This window comes from Streptomyces sp. NPDC006294 (genome assembly GCF_042870895.1).
Lineage (GTDB): Bacteria > Actinomycetota > Actinomycetes > Streptomycetales > Streptomycetaceae > Streptomyces.
Window position 1 is genome coordinate 19,687 of record NZ_JBIAHV010000001.1, and the last position, 15,762, is coordinate 35,448.

Here is a 15,762-nt window from a genome sequence, read left to right on the forward strand (position 1 = left end):
GGCCAGGGGGACGCCACAGGGGCAGCCGGCGAGTTGGCACTGCCGGCGCCCGCTTCGCTGGTGCCCGCTCGGCCCCATGCGGGGGCATTGCGCCCCTCGGGCGGCCTCGCACACGTTCCCCGGCCGCATCGGCCCGCCCTGGCCTCCCTGCGGGCCGCACAGCCGGGCGCCAAGGGCGGGGCGCGGCGGTGAGGGCTTGCCCACAGGGGTGGGGGACCTGGGCAGCCCGCGGCCCAGGGGAGGCACGGCCCGGCGGTGTGCGGCTGTCGTGGCCGCCTGCGGTGTGCGGGACCGGCTCCCGCGGTCCTGCCGGGCCCCGACTGCAACGGCAGGTCCGGCCGAGCAAAGGCGGCTCATCGTGCGTCCGGGCCCGTGCGTTCGCCGCCCAGTTCTACTGCTGCGCAGCGCCAGCGGAGGTCCGGGCCCTGTTCCAGGCGGAATGCCATGGCGGTGACGCGTTCGCCGGAGCCGATGCGGGCGAAGGCCTCGATGACGCCCGGTCCCGGGTGGAACTCGCCGCAGTGGCGGACGACCGGGGTCACCCGGTCCGCGGGGAGCAGTGGGGTGTCCGGGGCGAGGCGGACGAGTTGTTCGTACGCCTCGCCGATCGTGTGCCCGAGCATCCAGTGCACGGGTCGCCGGCCGCTCAGTACCGCGAGCAGGCGGTCGGCGAACCAGTAGTGCGGTTTGTGCTGCCTGCCGCGGGCGCGGGTCAGCGCCGCCGCCGCGTGTGCGGCGGGCCTGCGCTGGTCGTGGCGGCCTGCGGGCCTGGTCCTGTCCATACGGAGAGCCCCCGATGTGCTGGTCCCGGGCTCGGTACCGGGAAGTAGCTTCGACGGGGAACTTCTATGGCGTGCGGACCCGCGCCGCAAAGGGACCGGAGCCCCGGCGGACCGTCCCGCGAAAGTCACCTATCAGGGTGACGAGGGCCCGCCCGCACCGGGCGGGGACGGCGTCGAGGGTGTACGGGGTGGACGCCGAGCAGGCTCGGGAGGGCACTCCGAAGGGGGACGCCGCACGTATCCTGATGGCGTTCTCCGACTACGAAAGCGGCCTGGCATGCGTGTCTACGTCCCTCTGACCCTTCCTGGTCTCGCAGCGGCGCACAAGGCCGGCGAACTCGGTCCCGGCCCGCTCACCGCCTACGCCGTCACGCCCGGTCTGCGCGAGTGGTACGTCTCCGACGACATCGAGGAGCTGGAGTACGCCGCGCTGAGCCGAGCCGCCGCCGCGTCCCTGCGTCTGCTGGCCGGTATGCCGGACGCGGCCCGGCGCCGCGTCGTGGTCGCCCTCGACGTACCGGACCAGGACGCCGTCGCCGATCCCGACCGGGCGCTGGACGCGGGTGCGCTCGGTGAGGTGCGGATCGCCGCCGCCGTTCCGATCGCCAAGGCGGCGGCCGTCCACGTCGACTCCGACGACGCGGAGGCCGACGTCTCCGCCGCGGTGGCGGCGCTCGGCGCGGCCGACCACGGCGACGACGACGCGCAGTTCACCGTCGACGGCGCGGAGGACCACGAACTGCTCTGGTTCGGCGTGCAGGAGATCCCCGGCATCGTCGGCTGACCGGCGCCCCCGGCTCCAGGCCTCGGTGTCGTACCCGGCCTGTACGGTTCTCGGCATGGGGATGAAGGGGACGCAGGCACACCTTGTCTGGGACTGGAACGGCACACTGCTCGACGACATCAGCGCGGTCATCGAGGCGACGAACGCGGCCTTCGCGGAGATAGGCCTGGAGCCGATCACGCTCGAGCGCTACCGGGAGCTGTACTGCGTCCCGATCCCGCGTTTCTACGAGCGGCTGATGGGCCGCCTCCCGTCGGACGCCGAGTGGACCGTCATGGACGAGACGTTCCACCGGCACTACGTCGAGCACCGGATCGGCTGCGGGCTCACCGAAGGCGTGGAGGAGCTGCTCCACGAGTGGCAGCTCGCCGGCCGGAGCCAGTCCCTGCTGAGCATGTACGGACACGACCAGCTGGTCCCCGTGGTCCGTGACTACGGCATCGAGAGCCGTTTCATACGCGTCGACGGGCGGACCGGGCCGTCCGGGGGCACCAAGGCGCTGCACATGGAGCGCCACCTCGGGGCGCTGGCCACGACGGTCGTGCCCGAGCGCACGGTGGTCATCGGCGACGCGGTGGACGACGCGCTGGCGGCCGCGCACGTCGGCGCCCGGGCGGTGCTGTTCACGGGCGGCTCGCACAGCAGGTCCAGCCTGGAGTCCGTGGGCGTGCCCGTGGTCGACACCCTCGCAGAGGCGGTGGAGGAGGCGTTGCGCCTCGCCTCCTGAGCAGCGGTGCCGGCCCGCGGAGCCGTCCGGCCCGACACCGCTCCGCCTAGGTGGCCGGCGCCGTCGCCCGCAGCACCTTGAGGAACTCCCGCATCCACGCCGGATGGTCCGGCCAGGCGCGTGAGGAGACCAGCAGCCCGTCGACGACCGCCTCCAGGTCCTGGAACGACGCACCGGCCGCCTGCATGTCCAGTTCCAGCGCCGGGTAGGACGTGACACGGCGTCCCGCGAGGCCGCCGATCGCCGCCGTCAGCAGCGGGCCGTGGCAGATCTGGGCCACGGGCTTGTCGGAGTCGAAGAACGCCTTGAGGATCTTGCGGAGCTCCAGATCGTTGCGCAGATACTCGGGCGCCCGCCCGCCGGGGATCACGATGGCGGCGTACGCCCCGGGATCCACCTCGGAGAAGGCCAGGTCCGCCTGCCAGGTGTAGCCCGGCTTCTCCGTGTACGTGTCGAAGCCCGGCTCGAAGTCGTGGACGACGAACTGCAGCTTCTTGCGTACAGGGGCCGCGATGTGCACCTCGTACCCTTCCTCCAGCAGCCGCTGGTAGGGGTAGAGGACCTCCAGGGACTCCGCGGCGTCCCCGGTGACGATGAGAATCTTCGTGGTCATGGCTGCTCCCGGTTGCTTGGTTGCAGAAGGGCCCTGTGTCGCTGTCCAGAGTGTCAAACTTCGGGCCCCGCTTTTGTACACATACGGCTCATGACGGTTCGGGGGTGCGGCGGGATAGCCTGGGGGCGTGATCAGCGCGATACGCCGTGGGGGCAGCGAAGCCCCCGGCCTGCGCCCGGAGTGCCACAGCGTCCGGGCGATCGCTGACCCCTCCCGTCCGGACTGTCTCCGCCAGACAGAATTGGCCGATTACGGCTCGGACGACTCTCATCGCGGCATAACGTCGACTGCGACCGGACACCCCGGGCCGCGGCGATCCGTCGCACCCTTCACCTACGTCACGCAACGGCGCGCGACAGGAGCCAGAGGACATGCAGACCAAGCTGGACGAAGCCAAGGCCGAGCTGCTCGCACGAGCGGCCCGGGTTGCTGAGAACAGCCCGGCCGGGGGGCACCTTCCGACTGGGACCGAGCAGGGAAAGCGCCCCGACCAGGGCACCCTGCTCACGTACCTCCAGCGCTACTACCTGCACACAGCTCCGGAGGACCTCGCCGACCGCGACCCGGTCGACGTCTTCGGCGCGGCACTCTCCCACTACCGGCTCGCGGAGAACCGTCCGCAGGGCACGGCGAACGTCCGGGTCCACACGCCGACCGTCGAGGAGAACGGCTGGACCTGCAGCCACTCCGTCGTGGAAGTCGTCACCGACGACATGCCCTTCCTCGTCGACTCGGTCACCAACGAGCTCTCCCGCCAGGGCCGCGGCATCCATGTCGTGATCCACCCGCAGGTCGTCGCCCGCCGCGACGTGACCGGCAGGCTCATCGAGGTGCTGCCGTCCCGGGCCAACGCCAAGGACCTGCCGCACGACGCCCTCGTCGAGTCCTGGATCCACGTCGAGATCGACCGCGAGACCGACCGCGCCGACCTCAAGCAGATCACCGCCGATCTGCTGCGCGTCCTGTCCGACGTCCGCGAGACCGTCGAGGACTGGGAGAAGATGCGCGACGCCGCGCTGCGCATCGCGGACGGCCTTCCGCGCGAGCCCACCGACGACCTGCCCGAGCAGGAGGTCGAAGAGGCCCGCGAGCTGCTGCGCTGGCTCGCCGCCGACCACTTCACCTTCCTCGGCTACCGCGAGTACGAGCTGACCGGGTCCGACGCCCTGGCCGCCGTGCCCGGCACCGGCCTCGGCATCCTGCGCGCCGACCCGCAGCACGACGAGGACGAGGCGCACCCGGTCAGCCCGTCGTTCAGCCGGCTGCCCGCCGATGCCCGCGCCAAGGCCCGCGAGCACAAGCTGCTCGTCCTGACGAAGGCCAACAGCCGCGCGACCGTGCACCGCCCCAGCTACCTGGACTACGTCGGCGTCAAGAAGTTCGACGTCGAGGGCAACGTCATCGGCGAGCGCCGCTTCCTCGGCCTGTTCTCGTCCGCCGCGTACACCGAGTCGGTGCGCCGCGTGCCCGTCGTGCGCCGCAAGGTCGCCGAGGTCCTCCAGGGCGCGGGCTTCTCGCCCAACAGCCACGACGGCCGCGACCTGCTGCAGATCCTCGAGACGTACCCGCGTGACGAGCTGTTCCAGACGCCCACCGACCAGCTGCGGGCGATCGTCACCAGCGTCCTGTACCTGCAGGAACGCCGCCGGCTGCGGCTGTACCTGCGCCAGGACGAGTACGGGCGCTACTACTCCGCGCTCGTCTACCTGCCGCGTGACCGCTACACCACCGGGGTGCGGCTGCGGCTGATCGACATCCTCAAGGAGGAGCTCGGCGGCACCAGCGTCGACTTCACCGCCTGGAACACCGAGTCGATCCTCTCCCGCATCCACTTCGTGGTGCGCGTCCCGCCCGGCACGGAGCTGCCGCACCTCACCGACGCCGACACCGAGCGGATCGAGGCCCGGCTGGTGGAGGCCGCCCGCTCCTGGGCCGACGGCTTCGGCGAGGCGCTGAACGCCGAGTTCGGCGAGGAGCGCGCCGCCGAACTGCTCCGCAGCTACGCGGGCGCCTTCCCCGAGGGCTACAAGGCCGACCACTCGCCGCGGTCCGCCGTGGCCGACCTGGTGCGCCTCGAAGAGCTCACCCACACCGAGAAGGACTTCGCCCTCTCGCTGTACGAGCCGGTCGGCGCCGGCCCGGGCGAGCGGCGCTTCAAGATCTACCGGACCGGCGAGCAGGTCTCCCTGTCCGCCGTGCTGCCCGTGCTGCAGCGCCTCGGCTGCGAGGTCGTCGACGAGCGGCCGTACGAACTGCGCTGCGCGGACCGTACGCCCGCCTGGATCTACGACTTCGGCCTGCGGATGCCGAAGGCCGGCAACGGCGGCGACTACCTCGCCGACGACGCCCGCGAACGCTTCCAGGACGCGTTCGCCGCCGTGTGGACCGGCGAGGCCGAGAACGACGGCTTCAACGCGCTGGTGCTGGGCGCCGGGCTCAACTGGCGGGAGGCAATGGTGCTGCGCGCGTACGCGAAGTACCTGCGCCAGGCCGGTTCGACCTTCAGCCAGGACTACATGGAGGACACCCTCCGCAACAACGTCCACACCACCCGGCTGCTGGTCTCCCTCTTCGAGGCCCGGATGTCGCCGGACCGCCAGCGCGCGGGCACCGAGCTGATCGACGGGCTCCTCGAAGAGCTCGACGGCGCCCTCGACCAGGTCGCCAGCCTCGACGAGGACCGCATCCTGCGCGCCTTCCTCACCGTCATCAAGGCCACGCTGCGCACGAACTTCTTCCAGAACGCCGGCGAGGGAAGCGAAAAGAGGGGCCAGGAGGCGACGGGCGGCGAGCGGCACGGCTATGTGTCGATGAAGTTCGACCCGCAGGCCATCCCGGACCTGCCGGCACCGCGCCCCGCGTTCGAGATCTGGGTGTACTCGCCGCGCGTCGAGGGCGTCCACCTGCGCTTCGGCAAGGTCGCCCGAGGCGGTCTGCGCTGGTCCGACCGGCGTGAGGACTTCCGTACGGAGATCCTCGGCCTGGTCAAGGCCCAGATGGTCAAGAACACCGTGATCGTGCCCGTCGGCGCGAAGGGCGGGTTCGTCGCCAAGCAGCTCCCGGACCCGTCCGTGGACCGCGACGCCTGGCTGGCCGAGGGCATCGCCTGCTACAAGACCTTCATCTCGGCGCTGCTCGACATCACGGACAACCTGGTCGCGGGAGAGGTCGTCCCGCCGGCCCAGGTGGTCCGCCACGACGAGGACGACACGTACCTCGTCGTCGCCGCCGACAAGGGCACCGCGTCGTTCTCCGACATCGCCAACGAGGTCGCGGTCGCCTACGACTTCTGGCTCGGCGACGCCTTCGCGTCCGGCGGGTCCGCCGGATACGACCACAAGGGCATGGGCATCACCGCCCGCGGTGCCTGGGAGTCGGTCAAGCGGCACTTCCGCGAGCTCGGACACGACACCCAGACCGAGGACTTCACCGTCGTCGGCGTCGGCGACATGTCCGGTGACGTGTTCGGCAACGGCATGCTGCTCAGCGAGCACATCCGGCTCGTCGCCGCCTTCGACCACCGCCACATCTTCATCGACCCGGACCCGGCTGCGGCCCTCTCGTACGCCGAGCGCCGCAGGCTCTTCGAGCTGCCCCGCTCCTCCTGGGCCGACTACAACAAGACGCTGCTGTCCCAGGGCGGCGGCATCCACCCGCGCAGCGCCAAGTCGATCCCGGTCAACGCGGCGATGCGCGAGGCCCTCGGCATCGAGGCCGGCGTCACCAAGATGACCCCCGCCGAGCTGATGCAGGCCATCCTCAAGGCGCCCGTCGACCTGCTGTGGAACGGCGGCATCGGCACCTACGTCAAGGCGGCCACCGAGTCGAACGCCGATGTCGGCGACAAGGCCAACGACGCCATCCGCGTCAACGGCGCCGATCTGCGGGTCCGCGTCGTCGGCGAGGGCGGCAACCTGGGCTGCACGCAGCTCGGCCGGATCGAGTTCGACCGCAACGGCGGGAAGATCAACACCGACGCGATCGACAACAGCGCCGGCGTCGACACCTCCGACCACGAGGTCAACATCAAGATCCTGCTCAACGGTCTCGTCGTGGAAGGCGACATGACCGTCAAGCAGCGCAACCAGCTCCTCGCGAAGATGACGGAGGAGGTCGGCGTGCTGGTGCTGCGCAACAACTACGCGCAGAACACGGCCCTCGCCAACGCCGTCGCCCAGTCGCCCTCCCTGCTCCACGCCCACCAGCGCTTCATGCGGCGCCTCGGACGGGACGGGCACCTGGACCGGGCGCTCGAGTTCCTGCCCACCGACCGCCAGATCCGTGAACTGCTCAACACAGGCAAGGGCCTGAGCCAGCCCGAGCTGGCCGTGCTCCTCGCCTACACGAAGATCACGGTGGCGGAGGACCTGATCAAGACGGGCCTGCCGGACGACCCGTACCTGCGCAGGCTGCTGCACGCCTACTTCCCCAAGCCGCTGCGCGAGAAGTTCGGCGACGCGATCGACGCGCACCCGCTGCGCCGCGAGATCGTGACGACGGTTCTCGTCAACGACACGGTCAACACCGGTGGTTCGACCTTCCTGCACCGGCTGCGCGAGGAGACCGGCGCGACCATGGAGGAGATCGTCCGGGCGCAGACCGCGGCGCGCGAGATCTTCGGTCTCAGCGCGGTGTGGGACGCGGTCGAGGCGCTCGACAACGAGGTCCCCGCGGACGTCCAGACCCGGGTCCGGCTGCACTCGCGCCGGCTCGTCGAGCGCGGCACGCGCTGGCTGCTGGGCAACCGGCCGCAGCCGCTGGAGCTCGCGGAGACCATCGAGTTCTTCTCCGAGCGGGTCGAGCAGGTGTGGGCGGCGCTGCCGAAGATGCTGCGCGGCGCGGACCTGGAGTGGTACCAGGGCATCCTGGACGAGCTCACCGGGGCGGGCGTCCCGGAGGCGCTCGCGCTGCGGGTGGCCGGCTTCTCGTCCGCGTTCCCGACGCTCGACATCGTCGCGATCTCGGACCGCAACGGGCAGGACGCGCTGGCCGTCGCGGACGTGTACTACGACCTGGCGGACCGGCTCTCCATCACGCAGCTGATGGACCGGATCATCGAACTGCCGCGGGCCGACCGCTGGCAGTCCATGGCCCGCGCCTCCATCCGCGAGGACCTGTACGCGGCGCACGCCATGCTCACGGCGGACGTGCTGTCCGTGGGCAACGGGACCTCGACGCCGGAGGAGCGGTTCCAGGAGTGGGAGCGGAAGAACGCGGCGATCCTGGGGCGGGCGCGGACGACGCTGGACGAGATCCAGAGCTCGGACACGTTCGATCTGGCGAACCTGTCGGTCGCGATGCGGACGATGCGGCAGCTGCTGCGTACGCACAGCTGACGGGGCCGCCCGGAGGGCGGCGGTAGTCGTCGGGCCCGGTTGCGCATGTGCGCGGCCGGGCCCGTGGCTTTCCCCCACCCCGCCCTTCCCCGAAACCGGGGGCTCCGCCCCCGGACCCCTCGGTCCTGCCTCGGCGGGGCGGGCGCGGCCTTGGGCTGCGCCCCCTACCCGGCAGTAAGGGCCCGGGTGTGCTGGCACCCGTGGGGTCAGGGGGAGCGGCGGAAGTGCGGGAGCCATGAGGTGGACCGGGGATCCTGGGGGGTGGAGAGTCTGGTGGACGCGCGGGCGGTTTCCGTGACGGCCGATGCGACGCGTTTCGGGAGCCAGGAGGTGAAGTCGGGCGGGCCGCACAGTTCCGCGAGCTGCGCCGCGGACGGGCGGTCCTGCGGGCGGGCCGCCAGGGTGGCGGTCAGGAGCCGGCGGAGGACCGGCGGATGGGCCGACAGGTCCGGGGGGTCGCGGTCGGTGCCGGCGATGCGGGTCGCGACGACGAGGCCGCCGCCCTCACCGTACGGATGGCGTCCGGCGGCAGCCTCCGCCGCCACCAGGCCCAGCGTGAACACGTCGGAGGCGGGCGTCAGTTCGCGGCCCAGCGCGTGCTCGGGCGACATGTACTTCGGGGTGCCGACCATGCGCCCGACGGTGGTCAGCACGGAGGTGCCGTCCGCCGCGCGGGCGATGCCGAAGTCGAGCAGCCACGGTCCCTCGGCGGTCAGCAGCAGGTTTCCCGGCTTCACGTCCCGGTGGATGAGGCCGGCGGTGTGCACGGCGTCCAGCGCGCGGGCCGCGCCGGCCGTCAGCCGCAGGACGCACGACAGGGGCAGCGGCCCGTGGCCGCTCAGCACGTCGCCGAGCGGCAGCCCCGGTACGTAACGGGTGGCGAGCCACGGCAGTTCGGCGTCCGCGTCGTGGTCGACGACCTGCACCAGGTGGGCGCCGCGGACCCGCCGCGCGGCCTCGACCTCGCGGGCGAACCGCCGGCGGAAGTCCTCGCTCCGCGCGTGCTCGCGACGGATCAGTTTCAGCGCGACGGGCAGCGCGCCGTCGTGGCTGCGGGTCAGGAAGACGGTTCCCATGCCGCCCTCGCCGATGCGCGCCCGCAGCGCGTATCCGGCGATCTCGCGTGGATCGTCGTCCCGCAGCGGTTCCGGTCTCCGACCGTTCATCCCGACCACCACCCCCTTGGCCGCCCGGCAGCCGGAGCCTACCGCGCGGTCCGCCCGCCGGACCCGGCTCCGCCCTTGGTGAAGTCCTCGTACGCCGCGACGACGTCCTTCGCCGGCCCGTCCATCCGTAGTGTGCCCGCCTCCAGCCAGAGTGCGCGATCACAGGTCTCCGTGATGGTGGAGTTGCTGTGACTGACCAGGAAGACGGTGCCGGCCTCCCGCCGCAGTTCGTCGATGCGTTCGCGGCTGCGACGGCGGAAACGGGCGTCGCCGGTGGACAGCGCCTCGTCGATGAGCAGCACCTCGTGGTTCTTGGCGGCGGCGATGGAGAAGCGCAGCCGCGCCCCCATGCCGGAGGAGTACGTGCGCATCGGCAGGGAGATGAAGTCGCCCTTCTCGTTGATGCCGGAGAAGTCGACGATGCCGTCGTAGCGGTCGTGGATCTCCGCGCGGGTCATGCCCATCGCGAGGCCGCCGAGGACGACGTTGCGCTCGCCGGTCAGTTCGGACATCAGGGCCGCGTTGACGCCGAGGAGGGAGGGCTGCCCCTGGGTGTAGATCCGGCCTCGCGCGGTCGGGAGCAGGCCGGCGACGGCCTTGAGCAGGGTCGACTTACCGGAGCCGTTGGAGCCGATCAGGCCGATCGCCTCACCCCGGTACGCGGCGAAGCTGACGCCCTTGACGGCGTGCACCTCGCGTACGCCGGGGGAGGCCCGGCGGGAGAGGATCCGGCTGAGGGCGGAGGTGGCGCCGCCCCGGCCGGTGCGCGCGCCGTTGACCCGGTAGGTGATGTGGACGCCGTCGGCGACGACGGTGGGAGTCCGCTCGGCCCGCTCGGTCTGCTCATGGGGTCGGTTCTCAGCCACGGCCGTACCGCTCCTCCGCCTGCCAGAAGTACAGGAATCCGCCGGCTCCGCAGAGCACGGCCCACACCAGGGCCGCGGCCCAGGCGTGCGGCGGCAGCCGGTCCGCGGTGAACGAGTCGATGAACGCGAAGCGCACCAGGTCGATGTAGATCGCGGCCGGGTTGTACTGCAGGGCGAGCGCCGCCAGTCGGGGAAGGTCCCGGTCGCCGATCACCTTGTCGACGGACCACATCACCCCGGACCCGTACATCCAGGTGCGCAGCAGGAACGGCATCAGTTGCGAGACGTCGGGCGTACGGGCGGCGACACGGGCCATCGCCATCGACAGGCCGGTGTTGAAGACGGCCTGCAGCGCGAGCGCGGGCACCGCGACCAGCCACGACGCGGTGGGGAGCTGGCCGAAAGCCGCCAGGATCACGATCAGCGCGCCGAGCGAGAACAGCAGTTGCTGGACCTGTTGCAGGGCGAGCGCGACGGGCAGCGCGGCGCGCGGGAAGTGCAGGGCCCTGATCAGGCCGAGGTTGCCGGAGATCGCACGGGTGCCCGACATGATCGAGTTGGCCGTGAAGGTCCAGATGAACACGCCCGTGACGAGGAACGGCACGAAGTCGGGGACGTGGTCGGCGGTGCCGAGCAGCACGCCGAAGACCAGGAAGTAGACCGCGGCGTTGAGCAGCGGGGTCATCAGTTGCCACAGCTGGCCGAGGCGGGCCTGGCTGTACTGGGCGGTGAGCTTGGCGGTCGCGAACGCGGTGATGAAGTCTCGGCGGGACCAGAGGCTGCGGACGTACGCGGGGAGGGTGGGCCGCGCGCCGCTGACGGTCAGGCCGTGCCGGGCGGCGAGCGCGGCGAGGTCGGTGGGCGGTGGTGGCAGGGGTGGCGGGGCCGCTGGGGCGGTGGGGGTGGCTGTGGTCATGGGGCTCGCCTTCCGCGCACGCTGGGACGGTACCGTTTCGTCGCTACGGGGAGGGTAGGACGGAGTTACGTCGGGACGCAACCGTTCCGTCGTCGCCGCGTATGCTCGTGTGCATGACGACGGACCCCAGCAGCCCACGCCGCGCCCCCGCAGGAGCCGCCGTGCTCCGGGAGGACGTGACCGACGCCATCCGGAGCGCCGTCTTCGAGGAACTCGCGGCCGTCGGCTTCGCCCGGATGTCCATCGAGGGCATCGCGCGGCGGGCGGGCGTCGGGAAGACGGCGGTCTACCGGCGCTGGAAGTCCAAGCTGTCGCTCGTGCTGGATCTGGTCTCCGCCTTCGCGGCGCAGGGGCTGCCGGCGCCGGCGACGGGGTCGCTGTACGGGGACGTGCGGGCGCTGCTGGAGGTCGCCGCGCATGCGCTGCGGCACCCGGTGGCCTCGCGGGTCATCCCCGACCTGCTGGTCGAGTCGGCGCGCAACCCCGAGATCTCGGACGCGATCAAGGCGGCGCTGCTGGACGAGCAGCGGGGGGTGGCGGCGGTGATCGTCCGGGACGCGGTGGGGCGGGGCGAGCTTGCGGAGGGGACGGATCCGGACCGGGCGCTGGATGTGATCGTGGGGCCGCTGTACTGGCGGCTGGTGGTGGTGCGGGGCGGGGTGGACGGGGGGTACTTGGACGAGGTGGCGAGGGGGGCGGTGGCGGCGTTGCGGGCGTGACGTTCCCCCACCCCGCCCCTTCCCGAAACCGGGGCTCCGCCCCGGGCCCGTGACGCGTGCTCTGCCCTCGCGGCCCCGCAGCCCCGTACCGCGCTGCGCGCGGTGGCCTCAAGCGCCGGCCGGGATGTGACTTGCCGGTCCCGTTGGGGCTCCGCCCCAAGCCCCGCGCCTCAAACGCCGGCGGGGCTGAGGTTGCCCCGCCCCGAGCCCCGCGCCGCAAGCGCCGGCGGGGCTGGGGTTGCTCGTGTCACCCGGATGGGGGAAAGGGGGTGACCCCGGGAGGGTGGGTCGGTTGTTCTGCGCAGCGAACCTGCTTCAAGAATGGACGTGCCCACCATGCCGCTGCGGCTCAGCATCGTCGTTCCCGTGTACAACGTGGAGGACTTCCTCGACGAGTGTCTGCGCTCGCTCGCCGGGCAGAGTCTCGCGGACATCGAGGTCGTCATGGTGGACGACGGGTCGACGGACGAAAGCGCCGCCATCGCACGGCGGTTCGTCGAGGAGGACGCGCGGTTCAGGCTTGTCACGCAGGTCAACGCCGGGCTCGGCGCCGCCCGTAACGCCGGGACGCGGGAAGCGCGCGGTGAGTTCCTCGCGTTCGTCGACAGTGACGACGTCGTGCCGCCCGAGGCGTACGAGAAGATGGTGGCGTCGCTCGACGCGTCCGGGTCGGACTTCGTCAGCGGGAACGTGAGCAGGCTGCGGGCGAGCGGCAAGGTCGAGCAGTCGCCGATGTTCCGTGAGCCGATGGCGAAGTCCCGTACGGCCACGCACGTCACCCGGCACTGGCCGTTGCTGTACGACCGGATCGCGTGCAACAAGGTGTTCCGCAGGACGTTCTGGGACCGGCACGCCCTCGCGTTTCCCGAAGGGGTCCTGTTCGAGGACATTCCGGTGATCCTGCCCGCGCACTTCCTCGCCGGTTCCGTGGACGTCCTGCACGACACGGTCTATCTGTGGCGCGACCGCGACGGGTCGATCACCACGCGCAGGGCGCGGCCGAAGGCGGTGCGCGACCGTACCGGTTCCGTGGCCGGGGCCCGGGACTTCCTCGCCGGGGAGGACAAGTGGGCCGAGGGCAGGCGGCGTTACGAGCGGAGCGTGCTCAGCAGTGATCTGTGGCTGTTCATGGAGGCGCTGCCGGACGGTGACGACGCCTATCAGGCGGCCTTCCTGGAGCACGCCGGCGCGTTCGCGGACTCCGTCGGGCCGGACGTCCTCGAGAAGCTACCGCTGCACTTCCGTGTCAAGTGGCAGCTGGTCAGGGAGCGCCGGCTGACCGAGCTCCTCGATCTGCTCGCCTTCGAGAAGAAGCACGGCCGTGACGCGTTCCGGCTGCGCGGCCTGCGGGGACGCCGCGCCGAGTACCCCGTGCTCACCGCACCGCTGCCGCGCCGTGTCGACCGTCCCGCGCCCGCCGAACTGCCGGTGATGTCCGACGTCACCGAGGCGGTGTGGCGCGACGGCAGACTGCATCTGCGGGGGTACGCGTACATCCGCAACCGTCCTGCGGGCGAGCGGCGGCCGGTCACCCTCGGCTGGCTGCGGGCCGGCCGGCGGCGGGTGGTGCCGCTGCGGCTGCGGGCCGCGGACGTGCCGGAGGCGACTGCCGACTCGCGGCAGGGACTGCACAGTTACGACCGGGCCGGGTTCGAGACCGTGATCGACCCGGCGCGGCTCGGCGGGCCGGGCGCCACCTGGAACGTGGAGGTCGGCGTCGTCGGCGGCGGGGCGCTGCGCCGCGGTCCGCTGCGCATGCTCGGCAACCGCGCCGCCCCCACCGTGTACGACGTCCGCGAGGACCTGCGCGCCGTGCCGGTGCTCTCGGGCAACAGGCTGCGCATCCGGATGGACCGCGTCGCCGCGCTGTTCACCGGACACACGGCCACGGCCGACGGGCTGCTGAGCATCGAGGGAGCCGTGCTGGGCGGCCCCGACGGGCCCGCGCCCGAGGCCCTCGCGCTGGAGAACCGGCGTACCAAGGAGGAACACCTGCTCCCGGTCACGGCACAGGGCAGCGCCTTCACCGCCGACCTGGACCCGGCCCTGCTCGGCGGCGGCTCGTGGCGGGTGCGGCTGCTGCGCGCCGACGGCAGTCGTGCGGCCCTCGCCGTACGCGGTGCGACGCCCACCGGACGGCATCCGCGACCGCGTCCCCTCGACGGCGGTGAAGCACGTGAGATCGCCGTGACCGCCGACGCGTCCGGCGCTCTCGTGCTCGTCGACCAGCCCGTGCAGCCCCTGGCCGACGCGTTCGCCTGGGCGGACTCCGGCGAGCTCGCGGTCGAGGGGCGGCTCCAGGAGGCCGCGTTCCGCCGGGCCGAGCTGGTGCTGCGGCACAGCGCCACGCGGGAGGAGACCGTCGTCGCCCACGAGATCCGCGGCGACGGCCGTTTCCGGGCCGTCCTCACGCCCGCCGCCGTCGAAGGGCCCGGTGGCGAGCTGCCGCTCGCCGAGGGCCGGTGGTACCCGTTCTTCCGCGAACTCGGCGACAGCGACCCCGAGCGGTACGCGCCCGTCCGTCTGGCGTTCGCCGAGCACGCCGCCGTACCCGCCGTGCGGCGCGTCGGCGGCAGGGACTTCACACTCGACCGGCGCTACCACGACCAGCTCGTCCTCGAGTCCGGCCCCGTGCTGCCGCCCGGCGAACGCGGCGGCTTCAACGAACGGCTGATGCGCGAGCGGGCCGCGGCCCTGCGCACCGGACCACGCCGGGACACCGTGCTGTTCAGCAGCTTCGACGGCCGGCAGTTCTCCGACTCGCCGCGCGCCGTCCACGAGGAACTTCTCCGCCGCGACGCCCCGTTCGAGACGCTGTGGGTGGTCCGCGACCAGCAGGCGCGGCTGCCCGCCGGGGTGCGGCCCGTCCCGTACGGCGGCGCGGAATGGCACGAGGCGCTGGCGACCAGCCGGGCCGTGGTGACCAACACCCAGCTGCCCGACTGGTTCCGGCGCGGTACGGACCAGTTCGTGGTGCAGACCTGGCACGGCACGCCCCTCAAGCGCATCGGCCGCGATCTGCTCGGCACCGACCGGGCCAACCGCCCGTACATCGAGTCGCTGCCGATGCGCGCCGCCCAGTGGAGCCTGCTGGTCTCGCCCAACCGGTTCTCCACGCCGATCCTGCGCCGCGCCTTCGGCTACGAGGGCGAGGTGATCGAGTCGGGCTATCCGCGCAACGCCCTGCTGCACGCGCCGGACCGGGCCAAGGTCGCCGTCTCCGTCCGTGAACGCCTCGGCATCCCCGACGGCCGTCGAGTGGTGCTGTACGCGCCGACCTGGCGCGAGGACCGCCCCGCCGGCGGCGGGCGCTACGCCCTGGATCTGCGGCTCGACCTCGAGGCCGCCCGAGCCCGGCTCGCGGACAGCCACGTGCTGCTGGTCCGCAGGCACTACCTGGTCAGCGACCGGCTCCCGGACACCGGCGGCTTCGCGCTCGACGTGTCGCGCTACCCGGACGTGGCCGATCTGCTGCTCGTCGCCGACGCGCTCGTCACCGACTACTCCTCGCTGATGTTCGACTTCGCCCAGACCGGCCGCCCGATGCTGTTCCACACGTACGACCTGGAGCACTACCGCGACGTGCTGCGCGGCTTCTACTTCGACTTCGAGACCCGTGCCCCCGGGCCCCTGATCCCGGACGGCGCGCGCCTCGTCGAGGCGCTGCGCGACCCGGCCGGCGCCACGGCCCCGTACGCCGGCGCGTACGAGGCCTTCCGCGAGGCGTTCTGCGATCTCGACGACGCGGGCGCGGCGGCCGCGGTCGCCGACCGGATGCTGGAGGCCATCGGCTGATCCGGCCGTACGGGTGATTCCCGCGCCCGAAAGGCGGCGAAGACCGCAGCACAGTGCG

The 15,762-nt window shown here is 72.1% G+C and carries 10 protein-coding genes; 5 read left to right on the forward strand and 5 right to left on the reverse strand.

Features of this window, described 5'->3' with window-relative positions:
* Positions 1 to 353 precede the first annotated feature (353 nt).
* Positions 354 to 782, reverse strand: coding sequence for an Rv3235 family protein (locus ACFYOP_RS00090; protein WP_356898103.1), 429 nt, complete (start codon positions 780 to 782; stop codon positions 354 to 356).
* Positions 783 to 1,059: 277 nt separating this feature from the next.
* Between ACFYOP_RS00090 and ACFYOP_RS00095 the strand changes: the two genes are divergently transcribed.
* Together ACFYOP_RS00095 and ACFYOP_RS00100 are read left to right on the forward strand one after the other, a co-directional pair.
* Positions 1,060 to 1,566 (forward strand): DUF6912 family protein, encoded by a 507-nt coding sequence (locus ACFYOP_RS00095; RefSeq protein WP_356898104.1) that lies wholly within the window; start codon positions 1,060 to 1,062, stop codon positions 1,564 to 1,566.
* Positions 1,567 to 1,621: 55 nt separating this feature from the next.
* Positions 1,622 to 2,293 carry an HAD family hydrolase gene (locus ACFYOP_RS00100; RefSeq protein ID WP_356898105.1) on the forward strand — a complete coding sequence of 224 codons (672 nt, stop codon included), beginning with the start codon at positions 1,622 to 1,624 and terminating at the stop codon, positions 2,291 to 2,293.
* Between the two features lie 46 nt (positions 2,294 to 2,339).
* Here the strand turns inward: ACFYOP_RS00100 and ACFYOP_RS00105 are convergent, their stop codons facing one another.
* Positions 2,340 to 2,906 (reverse strand): DJ-1/PfpI family protein, encoded by a 567-nt coding sequence (locus ACFYOP_RS00105; RefSeq protein ID WP_356898106.1) that lies wholly within the window; start codon positions 2,904 to 2,906, stop codon positions 2,340 to 2,342.
* A gap of 371 nt (positions 2,907 to 3,277) precedes the next feature.
* Here ACFYOP_RS00105 and ACFYOP_RS00110 point away from each other — a divergent pair, with 371 nt between their 5' ends.
* On the forward strand, positions 3,278 to 8,242 hold the full coding sequence (locus tag ACFYOP_RS00110) for an NAD-glutamate dehydrogenase (protein WP_356898107.1): 4,965 nt from the start codon (positions 3,278 to 3,280) through the stop codon (positions 8,240 to 8,242).
* Between the two features lie 206 nt (positions 8,243 to 8,448).
* Here the strand turns inward: ACFYOP_RS00110 and ACFYOP_RS00115 are convergent, their stop codons facing one another.
* From ACFYOP_RS00115 to ACFYOP_RS00125, 3 genes are read right to left on the reverse strand one after another with little or no spacing between them, the layout of a single operon-like run.
* Positions 8,449 to 9,408 carry a serine/threonine-protein kinase gene (locus ACFYOP_RS00115; protein ID WP_356898108.1) on the reverse strand — a complete coding sequence of 320 codons (960 nt, stop codon included), beginning with the start codon at positions 9,406 to 9,408 and terminating at the stop codon, positions 8,449 to 8,451.
* Between the two features lie 38 nt (positions 9,409 to 9,446).
* On the reverse strand, positions 9,447 to 10,274 hold the full coding sequence (locus tag ACFYOP_RS00120) for an ABC transporter ATP-binding protein (protein WP_356898109.1): 828 nt from the start codon (positions 10,272 to 10,274) through the stop codon (positions 9,447 to 9,449).
* Positions 10,267 to 11,190 (reverse strand): ABC transporter permease, encoded by a 924-nt coding sequence (locus ACFYOP_RS00125; RefSeq protein ID WP_356898110.1) that lies wholly within the window; start codon positions 11,188 to 11,190, stop codon positions 10,267 to 10,269. The genes ACFYOP_RS00120 and ACFYOP_RS00125 overlap by 8 nt, the downstream gene beginning before the upstream one ends.
* Positions 11,191 to 11,291: 101 nt before the next feature.
* Between ACFYOP_RS00125 and ACFYOP_RS00130 the strand changes: the two genes are divergently transcribed.
* Both ACFYOP_RS00130 and ACFYOP_RS00135 read left to right on the forward strand, forming a co-directional pair.
* Positions 11,292 to 11,909 carry a TetR/AcrR family transcriptional regulator gene (locus tag ACFYOP_RS00130; protein ID WP_388450422.1) on the forward strand — a complete coding sequence of 206 codons (618 nt, stop codon included), beginning with the start codon at positions 11,292 to 11,294 and terminating at the stop codon, positions 11,907 to 11,909.
* Positions 11,910 to 12,245: 336 nt separating this feature from the next.
* Entirely contained in the window at positions 12,246 to 15,704 is a 3,459-nt protein-coding gene (locus ACFYOP_RS00135) for a CDP-glycerol glycerophosphotransferase family protein (protein ID WP_356898158.1), read from the forward strand.
* The last annotated feature ends 58 nt before the right edge of the window (positions 15,705 to 15,762 follow it).

What these genes read in the sequence shown, in the direction of transcription:
- ACFYOP_RS00090 (WP_356898103.1), bottom strand. Translation starts at nt 782, where the DNA reads ATGGACAGGACCAGGCCCGCAGGCCGCCACGACCAGCGCAGGCCCGCC.
- ACFYOP_RS00095 (WP_356898104.1), top strand. Translation starts at nt 1,060, where the DNA reads ATGCGTGTCTACGTCCCTCTGACCCTTCCTGGTCTCGCAGCGGCGCAC.
- ACFYOP_RS00100 (WP_356898105.1), top strand. Translation starts at nt 1,622, where the DNA reads ATGGGGATGAAGGGGACGCAGGCACACCTTGTCTGGGACTGGAACGGC.
- ACFYOP_RS00105 (WP_356898106.1), bottom strand. Translation starts at nt 2,906, where the DNA reads ATGACCACGAAGATTCTCATCGTCACCGGGGACGCCGCGGAGTCCCTG.
- ACFYOP_RS00110 (WP_356898107.1), top strand. Translation starts at nt 3,278, where the DNA reads ATGCAGACCAAGCTGGACGAAGCCAAGGCCGAGCTGCTCGCACGAGCG.
- ACFYOP_RS00115 (WP_356898108.1), bottom strand. Translation starts at nt 9,408, where the DNA reads ATGAACGGTCGGAGACCGGAACCGCTGCGGGACGACGATCCACGCGAG.
- ACFYOP_RS00125 (WP_356898110.1), bottom strand. Translation starts at nt 11,190, where the DNA reads ATGACCACAGCCACCCCCACCGCCCCAGCGGCCCCGCCACCCCTGCCA.
- ACFYOP_RS00130 (WP_388450422.1), top strand. Translation starts at nt 11,292, where the DNA reads ATGCTCGTGTGCATGACGACGGACCCCAGCAGCCCACGCCGCGCCCCC.
- ACFYOP_RS00135 (WP_356898158.1), top strand. Translation starts at nt 12,246, where the DNA reads ATGCCGCTGCGGCTCAGCATCGTCGTTCCCGTGTACAACGTGGAGGAC.